The organism is Pseudomonas sp. RL_15y_Pfl2_60 (assembly GCF_963970595.1).
Classification (GTDB): Bacteria; Pseudomonadota; Gammaproteobacteria; order Pseudomonadales; family Pseudomonadaceae; genus Aquipseudomonas.
Genome location: NZ_CAXAOE010000002.1, coordinates 188,299 through 208,784, shown reverse-complemented (window position 1 = coordinate 208,784; position 20,486 = coordinate 188,299). Strand labels below are relative to the sequence as shown.

Genomic DNA, 20,486 nt, shown 5'->3' with positions numbered 1-20,486 from the left:
ACTGCTTACCGGGCCTGATCAAGTTGATTGAACGCGCTGCTCATCCACTGCACCACACCATGGGTGCTGGCGGCGGAGGTGTCGAGCACCGGCTGCGGATAAACGCCGAGCAATACCAGCAAGCCGGCAAGGCCTAGAACCATGGTCAGCTCGCGGGCCTTCAAGCCGAGCAAGGGTTCATCTGATTTGCTCGGGCCGAAGTAGGCGCGGTGAATCATGATCAGCGAGTAGACCGAGCCAAATACCAAGCCGGTCGCTGCGATGGAGGTGATCCAGGGGGCGCCAGGGAAGCTGCCGATGAGAATCAGGAACTCGCCAACGAAGTTCCCCGTGCCCGGCATACCCAGTGCGGCAGCTGCAAAGAACAGGCTGATTGCCGGAAGCCATGGCATGCGTCCCCAGATACCACCCATTTGGCGCATATCGCGAGTGCCCAGGCGTTCGTACAGCTGACCGCAGAGAATAAACAGTGCAGCCGCTGAAAGACCGTGAGCCATCATCTGCACTACGGCGCCTTGCATGGCGATCTCGTTGCCTGAATAGATAGCAATCAGGACAAAACCCATGTGCGAAACGCTGGAGTAGGCGATCAAACGCTTGATATCGGTCTGGGCAAAGGACAACAGCGCACCGTAGATAATCGCAAACACACCCAGGTACATGGCGATAGGCGCGAACTCCGCCGATGCATTGGGAAACAGCGGCAGGGCAAAGCGGATCAAGCCATAGGCTGCGGTTTTCAGCAGAATACCGGCAAGATCGACCGAACCCGCAGTTGGCGCTTGCGCGTGGGCATCGGGCAACCAGGAGTGGAACGGCACTACCGGGAACTTGACCGCAAAGGCGATAAAGAAGCCGAGCATCAGCAGGTATTCAGTGTGCGGGGCGAACTGGGTGCGCAGCAGATCAGCGTAGTTGAATGTCCAGTCGCCTGTTTGTTGGAAGTGGATGAACACCAGGCTCAGGATCGCGATCAGCATCACCAAGCCGCTGGCCTGGGTGTAGATGAAAAACTTGGTCGCTGCGTTGATCCGCGTCTTGCCTTCGCTGCCGCTGTGTCCCCACAAGGCAATCAGGAAGTACATGGGGACCAGCATCATTTCCCAGAAGAAGAAAAACAGAAACAGATCGACGGCGAGGAACACGCCGACCACGCCGCCGAGAATCCACATCAGGTTGAGGTGGAAGAAGCCAACGCGGTTTTGGATTTCATTCCAGGAGCAGAGTACTGACAGCACACCGAGCAGACCGGTGAGTACCACCATAAGCACTGACAAGCCATCCATCGCCAAATGGATGGTGATGCCCATGCGTGGAATCCACTGCATCTTGAACTCGTGCGCCCATACAGGATCGCCGCCCGGTGCCGGGGCGAGGGTGAAGTCACCGGTGATCCACAGCCAGAGCGCCAATACAAAGAGCGAAAGCATGGTAAACAGGGCAATCCAGCGCGGCAGCGTGTTGCTGTAGCGCTCGAATTGCCAGCACAAAAGGCCGCCAATAAAGGGGATAAGGATTAGCCAGGGCAGAATCATGACTGTCGGTTTTCCTTAATTCAGAAGCAGCAGGGCGAGCACGAGAACGGCGCCCCCGGCAATGGACATGGCATACCAGCGCAGGCCACCGGTTACGGTGCGGCTAAGCGCCAGGTGAGCGATTCGTGTGCTGCGCGGAATGATGCTGATCGTGCGATCAAAGGGGTCGCGAGCCAGCAGGCGCGTAATCAGCAAATAGGGCTTGACGAACAGCCAGTCATACAGCCAGTCGAACCCCCATGCGGCAAACCACCAGGCAGACAAGAAACGCCCAGGAGCACTGCTGGCAATAGCACTGGCCACGCGGCGCTGGCCAAGGAACAACAGCGCTGCCAGCAATATCCCGGCAATGGCGATCAAGCCCGAAGCCAGCTCCAACTGATGCTGAGCATCGCCGCCTGCGTGACCAACACTTTCAGGCAGGACGCCGGCCAGCGGTGGCGTGATCAGCGCGCCAATGAAGGTCGAAAGAATGATCAGCACCGTCAGCGGCAGCCAATGGGCAACGCCTTTGCCTGCATGGGCTTCAATCTTGGCTTCACCGTGGAAGGTGATAAAGATCAGGCGGAAGGTGTAGATCGAGGTCAGGAATGCACCGAGCAAGCCCGCATACAGCAAGTAGCTATGGCCGCTGGCAAAGGCTTCCCAAAGGATTTCATCCTTGGAGTAGAAACCAGCGGTAATCAGCGGCAATGCAGCGAGTGCCGAACCACCGACGATAAAGCTGGCGTAGGCCAGCGGCAGCTTCTTCCACAAACCACCCATTTTGAAGATGTTTTGCTCGTGATGGCAGGCATTGATCACCGCGCCAGAAGCCAGGAACAGCAAGGCTTTGAAGAAAGCGTGAGTCATCAGGTGGAAGATGGCCGCATCCCAGGCGCCAACACCCAGGGCCAGGAACATGTAGCCAATCTGGCTCATGGTCGAATAGGCGAGGATGCGCTTGATATCGGTTTGTACCAGTGCGGCAAATCCGGCCAGAACCAAGGTCACACCGCCGACAATCCCGACTAGCTCAAGGATCTCGGGGGTTAGCAGGAACAGACCGTGAGTCCGCGCGATCAGGTAAACACCGGCGGTCACCATGGTTGCAGCGTGAATCAGTGCCGAGACTGGCGTCGGGCCAGCCATGGCATCTGCCAACCAAGTTTGCAGCGGCAGTTGCGCCGATTTACCGACGGCGCCGCCGAGCAACATCAGGGTCGCAATCCACAGCCAGCTGTCACCGGCGGCATATTTCTGCGGCGCCAGGATCATCAGTTCCTGAATGTTCAGTGTGCCCAGATGCTGGAACAGGATAAACAGGCCAATCGCCATGAACACATCACCAATACGGGTGACGATAAAGGCCTTCAGCGCTGCATTACCGTTAGCGCGGTGCTTGAAGTAGAAACCAATCAGCAGGTATGAGCACAAGCCTACACCTTCCCAACCGAAGTACAGGAACATCAGGTTATCGCCCAGCACCAGAAACAGCATGCTGGTGATAAACAGGTTGGTGTAGGAGAAGAAGCGCGAATAGCCTTCCTCACCGCGCATGTACCAACTGGCAAAGAGGTGGATCAGAAAGCCTACGCCGGTCACTACACCGAGCATTGTGACCGACAGGCCATCCAGATACAGGGTGAAGCTTGGGGTAAAGCTTTCCACGCTCATCCACTGCCACAGCACTTGGGTGTAGACGCCGTCAGCCGGTGGGTTGATGTTGAACTGCAGGATGACCCAGGCTGCAGTTAGGGCGCTGAGGCCGACCGAGCCTACGCCAATCAATGCGGCGAGGTTCTCCGAGATCCGTCCGCGTGAGAACGACAGGGCAAGCCAGCCAAGCAGAGGAAACAGGCAGGTTAAAAATAATAGATTCATCCGCGCATCTCACTGGCTGCGTCGATATCGAGCGTGTTGAAGCGGCGATACAGCTGCAGCAAGATGGCCAGGCCAATGCTGGCTTCGGCTGCTGCAAGGGTAATCACCAAAATAAACATCACCTGGCCATCGGGTTGAACCCAACGGCTGCCCGCGACCACGAAGGCGAGGGCGGTGGCGTTCATCATGACTTCAAGGCTCATCAGCACGAACAGAATGTTGCGCCGAACCATCAGGCCAATCAGGCCGAGACTGAATAGCAGGCCCGCCAGCGCAAGGCCATGCTCCATTGGAATCGCACTCATGGCGTCACATCCTTAGCTTCATGGCGGCCCAGGTGATAGGCCGCAACCAGCGCGGCCAGCAGCAGCATGGAAGCCAGTTCGACCACCAACAAATACGGACCAAACAAACTGATGCCGACCGCTTTCGCATCGACCATCTGGGTGCCAATCACTGCGCCACTTGGCGTGCTGAACAGGGCATAGAGTACTTGGGCCAGCAGCAGCAAGGACAAAATCGACGGCCCGACCCAAATCCCCGGGCTCAGCCACTTGCGCTCTTGCTCAGCGGCGACAGGGCCAAGGTTAAGCATCATCACCACAAACACGAACAACACCATGATTGCGCCCGCGTAGACGATGATCTCCAGCGCACCGGCGAACGGCGCGCCAAGGGCAAAAAAGGTCATGGCGACCGCCAGCAACGAGACGATGAGGTACAACAGGGCATGCACCGGATTGGTACCGGTGATAACCCTGAATGTGGCTGCCACGGCAATGCCAGCAGCGAAATAGAAGGCGAATTCCATATGCGTCCTTAGGGGAGCAGGCTTTTCACGTTGATCGGCTCGGCTTCATTCTGCGCGGCGCCTTTCGGCTTACCGGCGATGGCCATACCGGCTACGCGATAGAAGTTGTAGTCAGGGTTCTTGCCAGGACCGGAAATCAGGAGGTCTTCTTTTTCGTAGACCAGGTCCTGGCGCTTGAACTCACCCATCTCGAAATCTGGTGTCAGCTGGATGGCCGTGGTTGGGCAGGCTTCCTCGCATAAACCGCAGAAAATGCAGCGCGAGAAGTTGATCCGGAAAAAGTCCGGGTACCAGCGTCCATCTTCGGTTTCTGCCTTTTGCAGCGAGATGCAGCCAACCGGACAGGCGACCGCACAGAGGTTGCAGGCCACGCAGCGCTCTTCGCCATCAGGGTCGCGGGTCAGCACGATCCGGCCACGGTAGCGCGGCGGTAGATAAACCGCCTCTTCAGGGTATTGCAGGGTGTCGCGTTTGCGGAAACCGTGGCTGAACACCATCACCATGCTACGAAGCTGGGTGTAGGTGCCGTAAACGACGTCCTTAATATAAGTGAACATGCAAAACTCCTTACTGGGCCGAGGCCAGCACTAATGCGCCGGTCACCAGCAGGTTGATCAGGGTCAGCGGCAAGCAGAACTTCCAGCTGAACGCCATGACTTGGTCATATCGCGGGCGTGGAATAGAGGCGCGCAACAAGATAAAAATCATGATGAAGAAGCAGGTCTTGAGCGCAAACCAGATAAATGGAATCTGTGGCAGCAGCCCAAACGGCCCATGCCAGCCGCCGAAGAACAGGGTGACCAGCAGCGCCGAGACGGTGACGATCGCAATGTATTCGCCAACGAAGAACATGCCCCATTTCATACCGGCGTATTCAATATGGTAGCCGTCGGCCAGCTCTTGTTCCGCCTCTGGCTGGTCGAACGGGTGACGGTGGGTCACCGCGATCGCAGCGATAAAGAAGGTACAAAAACCGAAGAACTGCGGAATGATGAACCACAGATGCTGGGCCTGGTATTCAACGATATCGCGCATGTTGAACGAGCCGACCTGCGCCACGACGCCCATCAGGGCCAAGGCTAGGAACACCTCGTACGAGACGGTTTGCGCCGATGCGCGCAGTGCACCGAGCAGGGCGAACTTGTTGTTACTCGACCAGCCCGCAAAAAGCACGGCATAGACCGATAAACCGGCCATGGCAAAGAAAAACAAGATGCCGATATTGAGGTCAGCAACCCCCCAATTCGGGCTGATCGGGATAATCGCAAAGGCCAGCAACATCGCGGCAAAGGCGATCATAGGCGCCAAGGTGAAAATGAATTTGTCGGCGAAGGGCGGCGTCCAGTCTTCTTTGAAGAACATTTTCAACATGTCCGCAACAATCTGGAACATGCCAAATGGGCCGACCCGATTCGGACCATAACGGTCTTGCCACCAGCCAAGCAGACGCCGCTCGATAAAGCTCAGCAAGGCACCGGCAATGACTACAACCAAGAGAATGACCACGGCCTTGAGCACCGCAATCAGCACGTCCATCAGTTCAGGCGTGAGCCAACTCATTGCGCGGCCTCCTGCAGGTTACTGATGCTGGTGCCGGCAATAATGGCTGGAATACCGCTCAGGCCAACTGGTAGGCCCGCAAGACCAATCGCCAACTCTTCAGTTATCCGCACCGGCAAACGCAGGGTTTGGCCATTGATGCTGAAGCTGACCAAGGCACCCTCATTGATTGCAAGCTGATCGGCATGTTCCTTGGCCAACGCGATGTAGGCCGCAGGAATACGCTTCTGGATGGGCTCGGCCAAAGCCGAGGTTTCATCACTGCCGAACAGGTGATGCAGTGGCACCGCTTGCAAGGTGCCTTGCGCTGGGTTGAATGCAGCAGTTGGCGCAAACCAGGGCAGCGCCTGGCCCTTGGCCTCGATCAAGCGAACGCCAGGGTCGCCAGCACGAATATGGCCGCCGACTTCATCCTGGAACTTGTTCCAGGCCTGCGGCGAGTTCCAGCCCGGCGACCAGGCAAAGGGAACTTGCTGACGGTCTTCTTTGCTGCCCGAATAACCTTCCATCGAGTAAGCAAAGGCGCTGTCGTTATCCTGCGGCTGGCGCGGCTCGTGCACGCTGATATTGGCGCGCATGGCCGTGCGGCCGCTGTAGCGCAGCGGTTCACGGGCCAGTTTCAGGCCTTTGATGCGGAACGAAGCGTTTGGCGCTGCCTCGGTGATGGCAGACAATTGCGGGCTGCTTGCCGCGCAGGCTGCCGTTACTTGGTCAAGCTGGGTCCAATCGACTGGCTGGTCTTGACGCGTGGCGAGCAAGGCATGGAGCCAGCGCCAGCTTTCACGGACCAGAATCTTGTCGTCGTAATAGCTTGGTTCAAAGACTTGGAAGAAGCGCTGTGCACGTCCTTCGCTGCTCACCAGCGTACCATCGGCTTCAGCGAAGCTGGCCGCAGACAGCACCAGATGCGCCTTGGCAACCGTTGGTGTGTGCTGATGGTCGGCAACGATGATGGTTTTAGCGGCTGCAAGGGCAGCATCGACGGCAGCGGCATCAGCGCGGCGATAGAGATCATTCTCCAGTACGACCAGAGCGTCAGCTTCACCTGAAGTCAGGGCGTTGAGCGCGGCATCGACCGACTTGGTTGCAAAGTCATCACCCATCAGCAGCGCCAGGCCGAGGCTGTTGGCTTCCGCGACGACCATGCTGATCGAGGCGTTTTTCTTGCGGTTTTTCAGGGCGCTGGCAATATTCGCCGCAGCTTCGAGCAAAGCCTTATTGCCCAAGGATGTGCCCGCAACCAACAGCGGACGCTTGGCATTGAGCAAGGCATCGGCAATTTGTTGCACCAACTCGGCGGCTTCAGCCTCAAGACCCGTCACGGCGGGCGCGCTTGGGTCGATGGCATGGGCGACGGCAAAGCCAATCCGGGCCAGGTCATCGGGGGCGGCGTGCACGCATTGTTCGGCGATATCGTCGAGGCGGGTGGCGGTCACGCTGGCAATAAACAGTGGGTTGATAGCGTCTTGCGCGACGTTTTGCACTGCTGCCATGTGCCAGTTCTGGATTTTCATCGAGGCGGCGATTTCAGTAGCTTTACCCTTGACCGACTGGCGCAGGGCAAGGGCCAGGCGTGCTGCGGTTTGGGTGAGGTCTTCGCCCAATACGAACACCGCATCGTGGCTTTCTACATCGCGCAGGTTGGCCACCGGCAGCGGCCCGTTTTGCATGATGTCGAGCACCATGGCGATGTTGGCCTGTTCGGCGGCGGCAATGCCGGAGTAGAAATTCTCACGGCCGACCAACTCACGTAGCGCGTAGTTGCTTTCCAGGCTGGCGCGGGGCGAGCCGATACCGACAACCCGTTTGCCTTTGAGTAAGGCAGCGCCCTGATCCAGGGCCGAGTCGATGCCCATCTTCATTTTGCTGAGCATCATCATCGGCTGGCGCGGGCGGTCTTTGCGGTTGACGTAGCCATAGCCAAAGCGACCGCGGTCGCAGAGGAAATACTGGTTTACCGAGCCGTTGAAGCGGTTTTCGATGCGGCGGATTTCACCATAACGCTCACCCGGGCTGGTGTTGCAGCCGCTGGCACAGCCGTGGCAAATGCTCGGCGAGAATTGCATGTCCCACTTGCGGCTGTAACGCTCGGAGTGGGTTTTATCGGTGAATACGCCGGTCGGGCAGACTTCGGTGAGGTTGCCGGAGAACTCGCTTTCAAGGGTGCCGTCTTCAACGCGACCGAAGTAGACGTTGTCATGGGCGCCGTACACGCCGAGGTCGGTGCCGCCAGCGTAGTCCTTGTAATAGCGAACGCAGCGATAGCAGGCGATACAGCGGTTCATCTCGTGGGCGATGAAGGGACCGAGTTCCTGATTCTGGTGTGTGCGTTTGCTGAAACGATAACGCCTGGCGTTGTGACCGGTCATGACGGTCATGTCTTGGAGATGGCAATGACCGCCTTCCTCGCACACCGGACAGTCGTGCGGGTGGTTGGTCATCAGCCATTCAACAACGCTGGCGCGAAATTGCTTGGCTTCTTCATCGTCGATGGAGATCCAGCTGTTGTCGGTCGCTGGCGTCATGCAGGACATGACCAGACGGCCGCGCTTGTCGTTCTCATCGCTGTATTGCTTAACCGCACACTGGCGGCACGCACCGACGCTACCAAGAGCGGGGTGCCAGCAAAAATAGGGAATGTCGAGCCCCAGAGACAGACAAGCCTGTAGCAGGTTGTCCGCTCCATCGACTTCAAAATCGTTGCCGTCTACGTGGATAGTGGCCATGGTTGAGTTTCTTCTTCCCCGCCGGAGCGGGCTTGGCTAATGGAAAACGGTTTGCTCCGTGGCCAGTTTGACCTGGCCGCCAGAGCCTGAAATCGTTACGCGGGGACGAATTGCCCCGTCGCTGCCGGAATGGCTGAGCTGGTAACACCTGCTTCAAACTCTTCCCGGAAATACTTGATTGCGCTGCCTAACGGCTCAACCGCGCCCGGTGCGTGAGCACAGAAGGTCTTGCCTGGGCCGAGGAAGTTGACCAGGCCCAGCAATGTTTCAATGTCTTCGCGGGTGCCTTGGCCGCGCTCCAGTGCGCGCAGAATCTTCACGCTCCAGGGCAGGCCGTCGCGGCATGGCGTGCACCAGCCGCATGATTCGCGGGCGAAAAATTCTTCCATGTTGCGCAGCAAGGAGACCATGTTGACTGAGTCGTCCACCGCCAGCGCCAGGCCTGTACCCATCCGCGTGCCGACCTTGGCGATACCCGCTGCATACATCGGTGCATCGAGATGTTCGGGGAGCAAAAAGCCGGTGCCAGCGCCGCCAGGTTGCCAGGCTTTCAGGGTGAAGCCATCACGCATGCCGCCAGCGTAGTCTTCAAACAGTTCACGGGCGGGTACGCCGAATGGCAGCTCCCAAAGGCCCGGATTCTTGACCTTGCCGGAAAAACCCATGAGTTTGGTACCCATGTCTTCCGAGCCTGGGCGGGCGAGGGTTTTGTACCAGTCAACGCCGTGGTCGATAATCGACGGCACGTTGCACAGGGTTTCAACGTTGTTGACGCAGGTTGGCTTGCCCCAAACCCCGACAGCCGCAGGGAAGGGTGGCTTGGCCCGTGGATTGGCTCGACGGCCTTCCAGCGAGTTGATCAGCGCTGTTTCTTCGCCGCAGATATAACGACCGGCGCCGGTGTGCACGATCAACTCGAAATCGAAGCCGCTGCCGAGGATATTCTTGCCCAGCAGGCCAGCGGCCTTGGCTTCGGCAATTGCACGATTAAGGTTCGTCGCGGCGTCTACGTATTCGCCACGCAAGAAGATGTAGCCACGATAGGCCTTGAGCGCACGGGCGCTGATGAGCATGCCTTCAACTAACAGGTGAGGCAGTTGCTCCATCAACATCCGGTCTTTCCAGGTGTTGGGCTCCATCTCATCGGCGTTGCACAACAGGTAGCGAATGTTCAGCGATTCATCCGCTGGCATCAGCCCCCATTTCACACCAGTTGGGAAGCCTGCACCGCCGCGTCCTTTGAGACCGGCATCCTTGACCTGTTGCACTATATCGGCCTGGGCCATCTCGCTCAGCGCCTTGCGGGCGGCGCTGTAGCCATTCTTGCCTTGGTATTCTTCAAGCCAGACCGGCTGGCCGTCATCGCGCAGGCGCCAGGTCAGCGGATGGGTTTCTTCGCTGCGCTTGATCAGGTTGGCCGGGCCAATTGATGTCAGCACCTCGGTGCTGCGGCTCAGTAGCGTGCTCATGAGTAGGCCTCCAGCATGCTTGCAACGCAGTCGGGCTGAACATGACCAAAGGTGTCGTCATCAACCATCACTGCAGGGGCTTTGTCACAGTTGCCCAGGCAGCATACCGGGAGCAGGGTGAAGCGGCCATCAGCCGTGGTTTGTCCAGGCACGATGCCAAGCTGATCCTTGATGCTGGCCAGGACATTTTCATGGCCGCCGACAAAGCAGGTCATGCTGTCGCACACGCGAATGATGTGACGGCCCACAGGTTGGCGGAAGATCTGGCTATAGAAGGTCGCCACGCCTTCTACATCGCTGGCGGGAATGCCCAGCACTTGGCCAATGGCTTCGCTGGCGCCATCAGGCACCCAGCCACGGTGCTTCTGGACGATCTTCAGCGCTTCGATGGAGGCCGCGCGTGAGTCTTCATAGTGGTGCATTTCATGTTCGATAGCTGAGCGTTCGGCATCGCTAAGGGCAAAACGGTCAGTTTGAATAAGGGTATTCATAATCAACGGTCCACGTCAGCCATAACGAAATCGATACTGCCCAGATAGGCAATCAAGTCTGCAACCATGCTGCCGCGAATCACCGGCGGGATCTGCTGCAGGTGCGGGAAACTCGGCGTACGGATACGCGTGCGATAACTCATGGTGCCGCCATCACTGGTCAGGTAATAGCTGTTGATGCCCTTGGTCGCCTCAATCATCTGGAACGACTCATTGGCCGGCATGACCGGCCCCCACGAGACTTGCAGGAAGTGGGTGATCAAGGTTTCGATATCACGCAGCGTGCGCTCTTTCGGTGGCGGTGTCGTTAAGGGGTGATCGGCCTTGTATGGCCCTTCCGGCATATTGCGCAGGCACTGGTCGATAATCCGAATGCTCTGGCGCATCTCTTCTACGCGAACCATGCAGCGGTCGTAAGCATCACCGTTGTTGGCCAGCGGCACTTCAAACTCGAAGTGTTCATAGCCAGAGTAGGGGCGCGCTTTGCGCAGGTCGAAATCCAGACCGGTCGAACGCAGGCCGGCGCCTGTCACACCCCATTCCAGCGCTTCCTTGGTGTTGTACTGGGCGACCCCAATGGTACGGCCGCGCAGGATGCTGTTCTGTAATGCGGCTTTTTCGTATTCGTCGAGGCGCTTTGGCAGCCAGTCGACAAATTCCTTGACCAGCTTGTCCCAGCCGCGCGGTAAGTCGTGGGCAACACCGCCGATGCGATACCAGGCCGGATGCAGGCGGAAACCGGTGATGGCTTCAATAACCTTGTAGGCCCGCTGCCGGTCGGTGAAGGTGAAGAACACCGGGGTCATTGCCCCCACGTCCTGAATATAGGTGCCGAGGAACAGCAGGTGGCTGGTGATACGGAAGAACTCGGCCATCATCACCCGGATAAAATCAACCCGATCCGGGACTTTGATCCCTGCCAGTTTTTCCACCGAAAGGACGTAAGGCAGGTTGTTCATCACGCCGCCGAGGTAATCGATACGGTCGGTGTACGGGATGAAGCTGTGCCAGCTCTGGCGTTCGGCCATCTTCTCGGCGCCACGGTGGTGGTAGCCAATCTCGGGTACGCAGTCGACGATTTCTTCACCGTCGAGCTGCAAAATAATACGGAACGCACCGTGGGCGGACGGGTGGTTAGGCCCCAGGTTGAGGAACATAAAGTCCTCATGCGAGCCGCCGCGCTGCATACCCCAGTCTTCCGGGCGAAAGCGAGCAGCTTCTTCTTCGTGCTGCTGTTTGGCCAATGTCAGGCTGAATGGATCGAACTCAGTGGCCCGCGCCGGATAGTCTTTGCGCAGCGGATGGCCTTCCCAAGTGGGCGGCATCATGATGCGCGTCAGGTGAGGGTGACCGGTAAAGTGGATGCCGTACAGGTCCCACACTTCGCGTTCATACCAGTTGGCGTTGGGCCAGATGCTGGTGATGCTTGGCAGATTAAGATCGCCTTCGGACAGCGCTACCTTGATCATCACGTCGTTGTTACGTTCTATCGACATCAGGTGATAGAACACAGTGAAATCGGCGTCCGGCAGGCCGCGACGCTGGGTGCGCAGACGCTCATCAACGCCGTGCAGGTCATATAGCATGACGTATGGACGCGGTACGTTACGCAAGAACGTAAGGATATTGGTCAGCTGTTCACGGGCAACCCACAGCACTGGCATGCCGGTGCGGGTGGTTTGTACGGTGAAGGCCTCAGCGCCAAATTTTGCGCTTAGCTCGCTAATGACACTGTGGTCATCTGGCGTATAGGGCGCGATGGACAGAACGCTATTAGCTGTCATGGTCTCAGTCACTAATCAGGGTACGGCATCGGTAAGCAGGCTTCTTGGTGAGCCTGGCTTATACGTCGTCGGGGCTGCGCAGGTTGGTCACAGCAATTCGCTCGGCGCGGCGCTGTTCTTTTTGCGAAGGCATATCAGCGCGATAAACGCCCTGATCACCGACGACCCAAGACAGCGGGCGACGTTCCTGGCCAATTGACTCCTGAAGGAGCATCAGACCTTGAAGGAATGCTTCTGGACGAGGAGGGCAACCTGGGATGTACACATCCACAGGCAGGAACTTGTCGACGCCCTGAACCACCGAATAGATATCGTACATGCCGCCTGAGTTAGCGCATGACCCCATGGAAATAACCCATTTAGGCTCAAGCATCTGTTCGTACAGGCGTTGAATGACCGGTGCCATCTTGATGAAGCAGGTGCCGGCGATGACCATGAAGTCAGCCTGGCGAGGGGATGCACGGATTACTTCCGCACCAAAGCGCGCAACATCGTGCGGCGCCGTGAAGGCCGTGGTCATCTCTACATAGCAGCAGGACAACCCGAAGTTATAAGGCCAAAGGGAGTTCTTGCGACCCCAATTGACGGCGCCACTGAGGACGTCTTCGAGTTTGCCCATGTAGATGTTTTTGTGGACCTGATCGTCCAGCAGTGGATCGCTTACGGTCTCCCGCTCGCCGACCGGATACTGCTCGTTAGGCGCATCCGGATCGATCCGTGTAAGGTTGTATTGCATCGCCAAAGCCTCATTGTTTTAGCTTCGCCTGTCGATCGCGACGGCTCTGCGGTGCCCAATCGAGCGCACCGATTCGCCATAGGTAGACAAGACCTGCCAACAGAATTGCTATAAATACTGTCGCTTCGATAAGTCCCGCCCAGCCGCTTTCGCGTACGGAGACTGACCAAGCAAAAAGATAGAGGGCTTCAACGTCGAAGATCACGAAGAGCATCGCGACCAAATAAAACTTTGCCGATAGGCGCAGGCGTGCAGTGCCGGTTGGCAACATGCCTGATTCGAAGGGTTCGTTTTTACTGCGTCCCCAGGCTTTGCTGCCGAGCAAGCTGGAAAGACCGAGCATAAATGCGATGAGGGCAAAAACACCGAGGATGAATACTGCAAACGCCCAGTTTTGGGAAAAATTGGAGACTGGGTCTGACATGCTATTCGTACCTCGTAAACGAAGACTTTAGTTACACTTTTCTTCGGAGTAGATCTTGCCACATCGGCCAATTCAATACTAGGCAAGTATGACTATTTGCGCCAAATTGTATCCAAAACAAACAGTGCGGGTTTATTTATACGCGCCATATTAAGTCGAACTCTGTACAGATTCAAATAACCTGACCATTTGATCAGCTTTTATTGATGTACAGATCGCCCTGTAAATAGAAAAGCCCGGCATTTCTGCCGGGCTTAATGCCTCGCGTATTGATTGCGCAGGGCTGAACTGCTGGGCTTAGCCGAACTGGTTCATGGTGTTGTCTTTGCCGCCTGCTTTCAGAGCCGCTTCGCCAGCGAAGTACTCTTTATGGTTGTCACCGATATCGGAGCCAGCCATGTTCTGGTGCTTGACGCAGGCGATGCCTTGGCGCAGCTCTTCACGCTGAACGCCTTTTACGTAGGCCAACATGCCTTGGTCTGCGAAGTAACCTTTTGCCAGGTTGTCGGTAGACAGCGCGGCAGTGTGGTACGTCGGCAGGGTGATCAGGTGGTGGAAGATACCGGCCTGAGCTGAACCATCACGCTGGAAGGTGCGGATCTTCTCGTCAGCAACCTGAGCCAGCTCAGTGTTGTCGTACTCGATGCTCATCAGCTTGGCGCGGTCGTATGCAGATACGTCCTTGCCTTGTTCTACGAATGCATCGAACACTTGCTGACGGAAGTTCAGTGTCCAGTTGAACGATGGGCTGTTGTTGTAAACCAGCTTGGCGTTCGGGATCACGTCGCGGATGCGGTTGACCATGGCTGCGATCTGGCCAACGTGTGGCTTCTCGGTTTCGATCCAGAGCATGTCGGCGCCGTTCTGCAAGGACGTGATGCAGTCAAGTACGCAGCGGTCTTCGCCTGTGCCTTTACGGAACTGGAACAGGTTGCTCGGCAGGCGCTTAGGACGCAGCAGCTTGCCACCACGGTTGATTACAACGTCGCCGTTGCCCAGATCTGCCGCGGAAACTTCTTCGCAATCCAAGAACGAGTTGTACTGGTCGCCCAGGTCGCCCGGAGTCTTGGTCACGGCGATTTGCTTGGTCAGGCCAGCACCGAGGGAGTCGGTACGGGCAACGATTACACCGTCGTCAATGCCCAGCTCGAGGAAGGCGTAACGAACAGCGTTGATCTTGGCCAGGAAGTCTTCGTGGGGAACAGTTACCTTGCCGTCTTGGTGGCCGCACTGCTTCTCATCGGAAACCTGGTTTTCGATCTGGATGCAGCAAGCGCCTGCTTCGATCATGCGCTTGGCCAGCAGGTAAGTGGCTTCTGGGTTGCCGAAGCCTGCGTCGATGTCGGCAATGATTGGCACTACGTGGGTTTCGTAGTTGTCGATCTTGTCCTGGATTTCAGCGGCCTTGGCTTTGTCGCCAGCTTCGCGAGCCTTGTCCAGATCAACAAACAACAGATCCAGTTCGCGGGCGTCAGCTTGGCGCAGGAAGGTGTACAGCTCTTCGATCAGGCCTGAAACTGCAGTTTTTTCGTGCATCGACTGATCAGGCAGCGGGCCGAAGTCGGAGCGCAGTGCAGCAACCATCCAGCCAGACAGGTAGAGGTAGCGCTTGTTGGTGGTTTTCAGGTGCTTTTTGATCGAAATCAGCTTCTGCTGACCGATAAAACCATGCCAGCAACCCAGCGACTGGGTGTAGACAGAGCTGTCAGCATCGTACTCGGCCATGTCTTTGCGCATGATGGCGGCAGTGTACTTGGCGATATCAAGACCGGTTTTGAAGCGGTTCTGAGCGCGCATGCGAGCAACGGACTCAGGGTTGATAGCGCTCCAGCTGTTGCCGGCGGCTTCTTTAAGGGCCGCAACGGCTTTGATGTCGTTTTGATAAGCTGACATGGTCAATCCTTCAAAGTATGTGTTTGGTTGAGCACCGCTTTCCCGCTCAGCAACTGTAGTAGACAGATACTGGTGGCGGGGCTCACAACAGATAAAGAGAAAGTGACTAATACGGAGTTGGATCAGGTGGGGGGATGTCGACCAGTTTTATGACACCAGTATCTGCACATGAGCGGGTCATTTTTCGCCATTCGACTCGTGGATGCCTCAGGCGATGCAGTGTCTGTTACGGTCATGCTGGTTGAAAGCGCTTCCCCGTCCCTCAGGACAACTTCGTTCCAGTCGCAATCTCGTCGATCTGCCTTGTGGGCTTGTACAACACAGGTCGCTCGGGCGGTAAGCCTGAAGTCAACCCGGAAGCTCTTTCCAGAGCCCCTGATTAGCGGGAGCGAGGCCATAATGCATCGCTGCCAAGCGTTCGTCAAACGTTTTGTAGTGGTTTTTTAGCGCTACTACATAATTATCTGGATGACCGGCAAGTCAGTACCGGTCAGGCATTAATCGACTACATCGACCTTAACGCGCAAGGTCATATCTTCCCTGCCCTGGGTCGAGCGACGCTGCAGGAAATCGCTGTTTTGGCTCTGGTTTTGTTCGTTGACGCCGCCAACGGTAATCCACTGGCCAATAGGGCCACTGACGCGGGTGTCAGTGCTTTGTACGTCGATCACATCAGGACGATTCTGGCTGACTCGATCGCGGTTGCTGCTCAGGGAAATATGTACCTGGTCGCCAGTCAGGCTGGCTGTCACGTAGAAGCCGCGGGTGACATTGCGGTATTCGGTGTTGTTGTACACCTGGCCGTAGGGGCCGGTGCCAGTTGAGGTCAGTGGTACGCTCTGGCCGACCTGGATAAGCGCGGGATAGCCTTCATTGGTTTGCACCTGCTGCACGCCGCCGCCACGACTGTTGGTGCTGCGGTTGATGATCCGCACCTGGTCACGGCCATTGATCTCGCCACGGCCGACTACCACCTCGCCATTACCCGCACTGATAGTGCCATTGGTGCTGTAGCCACGATCAGTTTGTACATTTGAGTCACTGGTATCGACGCTGATCAGCAGGCGACGCGGCTTGGTGTCGAGTTGCTCAAGCAGGCTGCGCACTTCGCTGATTTTCTCACTTGAGCTGTTGATAATCAGTTTGTTGCCGTAGGGCGTGACTTTGCCTTCACTGCCCAGGGTTGATTGAATCGCGGGCAATATTTCATCGGCCGTACGGAAGTTCAGGTCAATCACCTGGGTCTCTGCCATTAGCGCTTGGCTAATGCAGAGCAGGGCGGCCAACAGCAGGGGGCGCGCAGTCATAACAAAAAGCTCCGCAAGTCAGGGTCGGTGATGCTGGTTTCCCAGGCTTGATTGAAGTGTGCTTGGCGCAGTCGAACCCGGCCAGCATCTTGATAACTGGCGTAGCCAGCAAACTGATCAGCTTCGGGGCGCACCAGCAGGCCATGGTCGTCAGCCAGGAGGTAGCCAGTATCTTCAATCGGGTAATCTGGGTTTAGTTTACGAATCAGCAAGTTGCTTGATAAACGTCGAGAAAGGCTAATCAGCCGGTTACCGTCTTTGATGGCGAAGCTCAGGTCTTTGACCAGAATCCGCAGGCGATTCCTGGGGTTGGCCAACAGGAACGCGGTACAGGCTTGTTGCACGCTGCTGTGGTGATAAAGCCATGGCTCAAGATCCTGGCTATAGATACACAGGCTGCGTTTGGCCTGCTGCAGCAGGGCAAGTGCGTGCGCGCGGGCCTGCTCTTGATTATTGAAGCGTTCAAGCGAGGTATGTTCGCCGAGTCTGAAGGGCGCATGTTCAGAGCTTTGGCTAGTGCTGGTCACCATCTCTGGGTTGTGCACAGAAAAAAGCCCCGGCGACTCAAACTCGATGTCGGGCAGCTCAAGGGCTTGCTCTTGATCGAAGGGGTCGTGCGGGGCTGATTCATTGACCATCTTGACCTCGAAAACCAAGTTAGAGCGCAGCCGATAAACCTGGCCGCTGCTTGTAACGCAGGTTTTGGCCAGTTCGGAACCTCTGAAAAAGGTAGCGAGCGACGATAGGACAAGGCAAAAAACTGCGAAAAAGCGGAGTTTACGAGTTGTAAATGAGCATTTTGAGCAGTTTTTTAACGCGGTAATATCGAGCGTAGTAGTTTTCCAGAGGGTCCTTAGTCGCTGTTGCGCACCATATCAACATGAGGAATACCGGCTTCAAGGTATTCTTCACTAATAATATTAAAGCCTAGCCTTTCATAAAACGCGCTGGCATGCACCTGGGCGCTGAGCATTTGGCGGCGCAGTCCACGTTTTTCGGCCTCGGCAATTGCCGCTTCCATCAGGGCGTCACCGACTTTCAGGCCACGCCAGTCCTTGAGTACCGAGACGCGGCCAATATGGCCATCGTCCAGCAGGCGTGCGGTGCCAACTGGGTAATCACCTTCGCAGGCCAGGAAGTGTGCGGCCTGGGCATCTTCGGAGTCCCATTCGAGCTCCGGAGCCACCGATTGCTCGGCGATAAACACTGCCTCGCGGATACGCCGGATGTCGGCGTTGTCCTTGTTCCAGTCGGCTAGCCGGACGCTGATTTTATTCATCTGCGAACTCCAGGCTGCCTTGCTTGATCAGCTCCAGAACCAAGAGACGGCCTTCGTCGTCCGCCAGCCACTGGCCGAGGTTTTCGATGTGCAGGGCATCGGCAGAACAGATCAACTTGAGCATTTCACGCAGGTTGGCAGGCAACATGCGGCTGTGGCCGCTGGCAAACAGCACCAGGCCGTCGCCAACTTCAGACCAGGCCATGCGCGCGCTTGGGTTGCGCACAATGATGGCGCCAGCTTCTATCTGATCGAGAAACTGTTCTTCGTCGATTTCGATGCCGCTGACCAGTTCCGGGTAGCGTGGCTCAGTCATGAACTGACCAAACCAGGTCATCAGCAGACGCTCGTCGCCCATGTGCTGGTTGAGAAGCGCCTTGAGGCGGTCGAGTGAGTCGTGCTGAATTTGATGTGGGTCGCTGGTGGGTTGCGCATCAGCATCGCTGTAGCGCTCTTCATCCGGCAGGAACTGGCTTAAAAAGTCAGTAAAGTGAGTGAGTACTTCAGCTGCGCTAGGCGCGCGGAAGCCTACAGAATACGTCATACAATCATCCTCAGCGGTACCACAGTGGGCCAGAAGTGGCGGCAGATACAGCATGTCGCCAGGCTCGAGAACCCATTCTTCAGTGTGTGCAAATTCAGCAAGGATCTTGAGATCCGAGTGTTCGAGTAGCGGGCTATTTGAGTCGCACATCTGGCCAACTTGCCAGCGGCGCTTGCCATAACCCTGGAGCAAAAATACGTCGTAGTTATCAAAGTGCGGGCCAACGCCGCCGCCTGGTGCGGCAAAGCTGACCATCACGTCATCAATTCGCCATTTGGGCAGAAACTTAAATGCCTCCATGAGCTCAGCGACATCGGGGACGAATTGGTCGACAGCTTGAACCAGCAGGGTCCAGTCCTTTTCCGGCAATTGGCTGAAGGCATCTTCTGCAAACGGTCCGCGGCGCAGCTCCCACGGGCGTTCGCCGTTCTCGATCACCAGGCGTGACTCGACTTCTTCTTCGAGTGACAGGCCCGCCAGCTCGTCTGGCGAGATCGGGCTTTCAAAGTCCGGAATTGCCTGGCGCACAAGCAAGGGTTTCTTCTGCCAGTAGTCGCGCAGAAACTCCCGTGGAGTTAAGCCGCCCAGCAATTGCAGTGGATTATCAGGATTCATCGCTAAGCCTTTGAAATTAATGTTTAGCCTTAAATAAAAACGCCCGGCACTGCCGGGCGTTTAAACGGCTGGGTTGCTTAGATGCGCTTGGCCTGGGCGACTGCATTGCCAATGTAGTTGGCCGGGGTGAGCAGCTTGAGCTCGGCCTTGGCTTCAATTGGCATGTCGAGGCCGTCGATGAAGTCCATCAGGGCTTCAGGGGTGATGCCCTTGCCACGCGTCAGCTCTTTGAGCTTTTCGTATGGGTTTTCGATGGCATAGCGGCGCATCACGGTCTGGATCGGCTCAGCCAATACTTCCCAGCAGGCGTCCAGATCCGCAGCGATCCGTTGAGAATTCAGCTCTAACTTGCTGATTCCTTTGAGGCTTGCTTCATAGGCAATAACGCTATGAGCAAAGCCAACACCGAGGTTACGCAGTACGGTGGAGTCGGTCAGGTCACGCTGCCAGCGCGAAATTGGCAGTTTGCTCGCCAAGTGCTGAAGCAGGGCGTTGGCGATACCGAGGTTGCCTTCGGAGTTTTCAAAGTCGATCGGGTTGACCTTGTGCGGCATGGTCGAGGAGCCGATTTCGCCAGCGATGGTCTTCTGCTTGAAGTAGCCAAGCGAGATGTAGCCCCAAATGTCGCGGTCGAAGTCGATCAGAATAGTGTTGAAGCGAGCGGTCGCGTCAAACAGTTCTGCAATGTAGTCATGCGGCTCGATCTGCGTGGTATAGGGGTTCCACTGCAGGCCCAGGTCGCCTTCGATAAACTCGCGGGCGTTGGCTTCCCAATCGATATCGGCGTAGGCCGACAAGTGGGCGTTGTAGTTGCCCACGGCGCCGTTGATCTTGCCCAGCAGCGGTACTGCTGCAATCTGGCTGATCTGGCGTTCAAGACGGTAAACCACGTTGGCCAGTTCTTTGCCCAAGGTTGTTGGCGAGGCAGGTTGACCGTGGGTGCGCGACAGCATCGGCACGTCGGCAAAGCGGACCGCCAACTCGCGGATGGCACCGGCAATCTGGCGCATCAGCGGCAGCAATACAGTGTCGCGGCCTTCACGCAGCATCAGCGCGTGGGAAAGATTGTTGATGTCTTCAGAGGTGCAGGCGAAGTGGATGAACTCACTGACCTTGTCCAGCTCAGGCAGCTTTGCAGCTTGCTCTTTGAGCAGGTACTCGACGGCTTTGACGTCGTGGTTGGTGGTGCGTTCGATCTCTTTAACCCGTTGCGCGTGCTCTTCGGCAAAGTTCTCTGCCAATTCGTTAAGCACTGCCTGAGCCTGGGCTGAAAATGGCGCGACTTCAGGCACGCCTGGGTGCGCAGCGAGGCGCTGGAGCCAGCGTACTTCAACCATTACACGGAAGCGGATCAGGCCATATTCGCTGAAAATAGGGCGCAAAGCGCTGGTTTTGCCGGCATAGCGGCCATCAACGGGGGAAACCGCGGTGAGCGAGGAAAGCTGCATA

At 56.9% G+C, this 20,486-nt stretch carries 18 protein-coding genes; all 18 read right to left on the bottom strand.

Annotated elements, in window-relative coordinates; genetic code table 11:
* Positions 1–5: 5 nt before the first annotated feature.
* The 18 genes from nuoM to purB all read right to left on the bottom strand — a co-directional run bounded on the left by nuoM (position 6) and on the right by purB (position 20,485).
* The gene (gene nuoM, locus AACY26_RS06115) at positions 6–1,535 is read right to left on the bottom strand and encodes an NADH-quinone oxidoreductase subunit M (RefSeq protein ID WP_339512051.1); all 1,530 of its coding nucleotides are present in this window, start codon (positions 1,533–1,535) and stop codon (positions 6–8) included.
* Positions 1,536–1,550: 15 nt separating this feature from the next.
* Positions 1,551–3,398: an NADH-quinone oxidoreductase subunit L gene (gene nuoL, locus AACY26_RS06110; protein ID WP_339512049.1), complete on the bottom strand. Its 1,848-nt coding sequence runs from the start codon at positions 3,396–3,398 to the stop codon at positions 1,551–1,553.
* Entirely contained in the window at positions 3,395–3,703 is a 309-nt protein-coding gene (gene nuoK, locus AACY26_RS06105; protein ID WP_010483897.1) for an NADH-quinone oxidoreductase subunit NuoK, read from the bottom strand. Before nuoK ends, nuoL begins: the two co-directional genes overlap by 4 nt.
* On the bottom strand, positions 3,700–4,209 hold the full coding sequence (nuoJ, locus tag AACY26_RS06100) for an NADH-quinone oxidoreductase subunit J (protein WP_339512046.1): 510 nt from the start codon (positions 4,207–4,209) through the stop codon (positions 3,700–3,702). Before nuoJ ends, nuoK begins: the two co-directional genes overlap by 4 nt.
* 8 nt (positions 4,210–4,217) lie before the next feature.
* On the bottom strand, positions 4,218–4,766 hold the full coding sequence (gene nuoI / locus AACY26_RS06095; protein WP_087516784.1) for an NADH-quinone oxidoreductase subunit NuoI: 549 nt from the start codon (positions 4,764–4,766) through the stop codon (positions 4,218–4,220).
* Between the two features lie 10 nt (positions 4,767–4,776).
* A complete protein-coding gene (gene nuoH, locus AACY26_RS06090; RefSeq protein ID WP_339512044.1) occupies positions 4,777–5,769 on the bottom strand; it encodes an NADH-quinone oxidoreductase subunit NuoH in 993 nt (330 codons plus the stop codon).
* The gene (nuoG, locus tag AACY26_RS06085) at positions 5,766–8,495 is read right to left on the bottom strand and encodes an NADH-quinone oxidoreductase subunit NuoG (protein WP_339512042.1); all 2,730 of its coding nucleotides are present in this window, start codon (positions 8,493–8,495) and stop codon (positions 5,766–5,768) included. The genes nuoH and nuoG overlap by 4 nt, the downstream gene beginning before the upstream one ends.
* 95 nt (positions 8,496–8,590) lie before the next feature.
* Positions 8,591–9,964, bottom strand: a complete 1,374-nt coding sequence (gene nuoF / locus AACY26_RS06080) for an NADH-quinone oxidoreductase subunit NuoF (RefSeq protein ID WP_339512040.1) — start codon at positions 9,962–9,964, stop codon at positions 8,591–8,593.
* Entirely contained in the window at positions 9,961–10,455 is a 495-nt protein-coding gene (nuoE, locus tag AACY26_RS06075; RefSeq protein ID WP_445261281.1) for an NADH-quinone oxidoreductase subunit NuoE, read from the bottom strand. The genes nuoF and nuoE overlap by 4 nt, the downstream gene beginning before the upstream one ends.
* 2 nt (positions 10,456–10,457) lie before the next feature.
* The gene (gene nuoC, locus AACY26_RS06070) at positions 10,458–12,239 is read right to left on the bottom strand and encodes an NADH-quinone oxidoreductase subunit C/D (RefSeq protein WP_339512037.1); all 1,782 of its coding nucleotides are present in this window, start codon (positions 12,237–12,239) and stop codon (positions 10,458–10,460) included.
* A 58-nt stretch (positions 12,240–12,297) separates the two neighbouring features.
* A complete protein-coding gene (locus AACY26_RS06065; RefSeq protein WP_339512036.1) occupies positions 12,298–12,975 on the bottom strand; it encodes a NuoB/complex I 20 kDa subunit family protein in 678 nt (225 codons plus the stop codon).
* Between the two features lie 10 nt (positions 12,976–12,985).
* Positions 12,986–13,399 carry an NADH-quinone oxidoreductase subunit A gene (locus AACY26_RS06060; protein WP_010483914.1) on the bottom strand — a complete coding sequence of 138 codons (414 nt, stop codon included), beginning with the start codon at positions 13,397–13,399 and terminating at the stop codon, positions 12,986–12,988.
* Between the two features lie 297 nt (positions 13,400–13,696).
* Complete coding sequence (locus AACY26_RS06055; protein ID WP_339512035.1) at positions 13,697–15,292, bottom strand: isocitrate lyase; 1,596 nt, start codon at positions 15,290–15,292, stop codon at positions 13,697–13,699.
* 497 nt (positions 15,293–15,789) lie between these two features.
* Positions 15,790–16,599 carry a secretin N-terminal domain-containing protein gene (locus AACY26_RS06050; RefSeq protein WP_339512033.1) on the bottom strand — a complete coding sequence of 270 codons (810 nt, stop codon included), beginning with the start codon at positions 16,597–16,599 and terminating at the stop codon, positions 15,790–15,792.
* On the bottom strand, positions 16,596–17,237 hold the full coding sequence (locus tag AACY26_RS06045) for a DUF7931 domain-containing protein (RefSeq protein ID WP_339512031.1): 642 nt from the start codon (positions 17,235–17,237) through the stop codon (positions 16,596–16,598). The genes AACY26_RS06050 and AACY26_RS06045 overlap by 4 nt, the downstream gene beginning before the upstream one ends.
* A 215-nt stretch (positions 17,238–17,452) precedes the next feature.
* Complete coding sequence (locus AACY26_RS06040) at positions 17,453–17,878, bottom strand: GNAT family N-acetyltransferase (protein WP_339512029.1); 426 nt, start codon at positions 17,876–17,878, stop codon at positions 17,453–17,455.
* Positions 17,871–19,037 carry a ribosomal protein uL16 3-hydroxylase gene (locus AACY26_RS06035; protein WP_339512027.1) on the bottom strand — a complete coding sequence of 389 codons (1,167 nt, stop codon included), beginning with the start codon at positions 19,035–19,037 and terminating at the stop codon, positions 17,871–17,873. Before AACY26_RS06035 ends, AACY26_RS06040 begins: the two co-directional genes overlap by 8 nt.
* Before the next feature lie 77 nt (positions 19,038–19,114).
* Positions 19,115–20,485, bottom strand: coding sequence for an adenylosuccinate lyase (gene purB, locus AACY26_RS06030; protein ID WP_339512025.1), 1,371 nt, complete (start codon positions 20,483–20,485; stop codon positions 19,115–19,117).
* Position 20,486: the final 1 nt, after the last annotated feature.

Coding starts and splice junctions, on each gene's coding strand:
- nuoK (WP_010483897.1), bottom strand. CDS start 3,703: ATGAGTGCGATTCCAATGGAGCATGGCCTTGCGCTGGCGGGCCTGCTA.
- nuoJ (WP_339512046.1), bottom strand. CDS start 4,209: ATGGAATTCGCCTTCTATTTCGCTGCTGGCATTGCCGTGGCAGCCACA.
- nuoL (WP_339512049.1), bottom strand. CDS start 3,398: ATGAATCTATTATTTTTAACCTGCCTGTTTCCTCTGCTTGGCTGGCTT.
- AACY26_RS06060 (WP_010483914.1), bottom strand. CDS start 13,399: ATGTCAGACCCAGTCTCCAATTTTTCCCAAAACTGGGCGTTTGCAGTA.
- nuoG (WP_339512042.1), bottom strand. CDS start 8,495: ATGGCCACTATCCACGTAGACGGCAACGATTTTGAAGTCGATGGAGCG.
- AACY26_RS06065 (WP_339512036.1), bottom strand. CDS start 12,975: ATGCAATACAACCTTACACGGATCGATCCGGATGCGCCTAACGAGCAG.
- nuoM (WP_339512051.1), bottom strand. CDS start 1,535: ATGATTCTGCCCTGGCTAATCCTTATCCCCTTTATTGGCGGCCTTTTG.
- nuoC (WP_339512037.1), bottom strand. CDS start 12,239: ATGACAGCTAATAGCGTTCTGTCCATCGCGCCCTATACGCCAGATGAC.
- AACY26_RS06050 (WP_339512033.1), bottom strand. CDS start 16,599: ATGACTGCGCGCCCCCTGCTGTTGGCCGCCCTGCTCTGCATTAGCCAA.
- AACY26_RS06045 (WP_339512031.1), bottom strand. CDS start 17,237: ATGGTCAATGAATCAGCCCCGCACGACCCCTTCGATCAAGAGCAAGCC.
- nuoF (WP_339512040.1), bottom strand. CDS start 9,964: ATGAGCACGCTACTGAGCCGCAGCACCGAGGTGCTGACATCAATTGGC.
- nuoE (WP_445261281.1), bottom strand. CDS start 10,455: ATGAATACCCTTATTCAAACTGACCGTTTTGCCCTTAGCGATGCCGAA.
- purB (WP_339512025.1), bottom strand. CDS start 20,485: ATGCAGCTTTCCTCGCTCACCGCGGTTTCCCCCGTTGATGGCCGCTAT.
- AACY26_RS06055 (WP_339512035.1), bottom strand. CDS start 15,292: ATGTCAGCTTATCAAAACGACATCAAAGCCGTTGCGGCCCTTAAAGAA.
- AACY26_RS06035 (WP_339512027.1), bottom strand. CDS start 19,037: ATGAATCCTGATAATCCACTGCAATTGCTGGGCGGCTTAACTCCACGG.
- nuoI (WP_087516784.1), bottom strand. CDS start 4,766: ATGTTCACTTATATTAAGGACGTCGTTTACGGCACCTACACCCAGCTT.
- nuoH (WP_339512044.1), bottom strand. CDS start 5,769: ATGAGTTGGCTCACGCCTGAACTGATGGACGTGCTGATTGCGGTGCTC.
- AACY26_RS06040 (WP_339512029.1), bottom strand. CDS start 17,878: ATGAATAAAATCAGCGTCCGGCTAGCCGACTGGAACAAGGACAACGCC.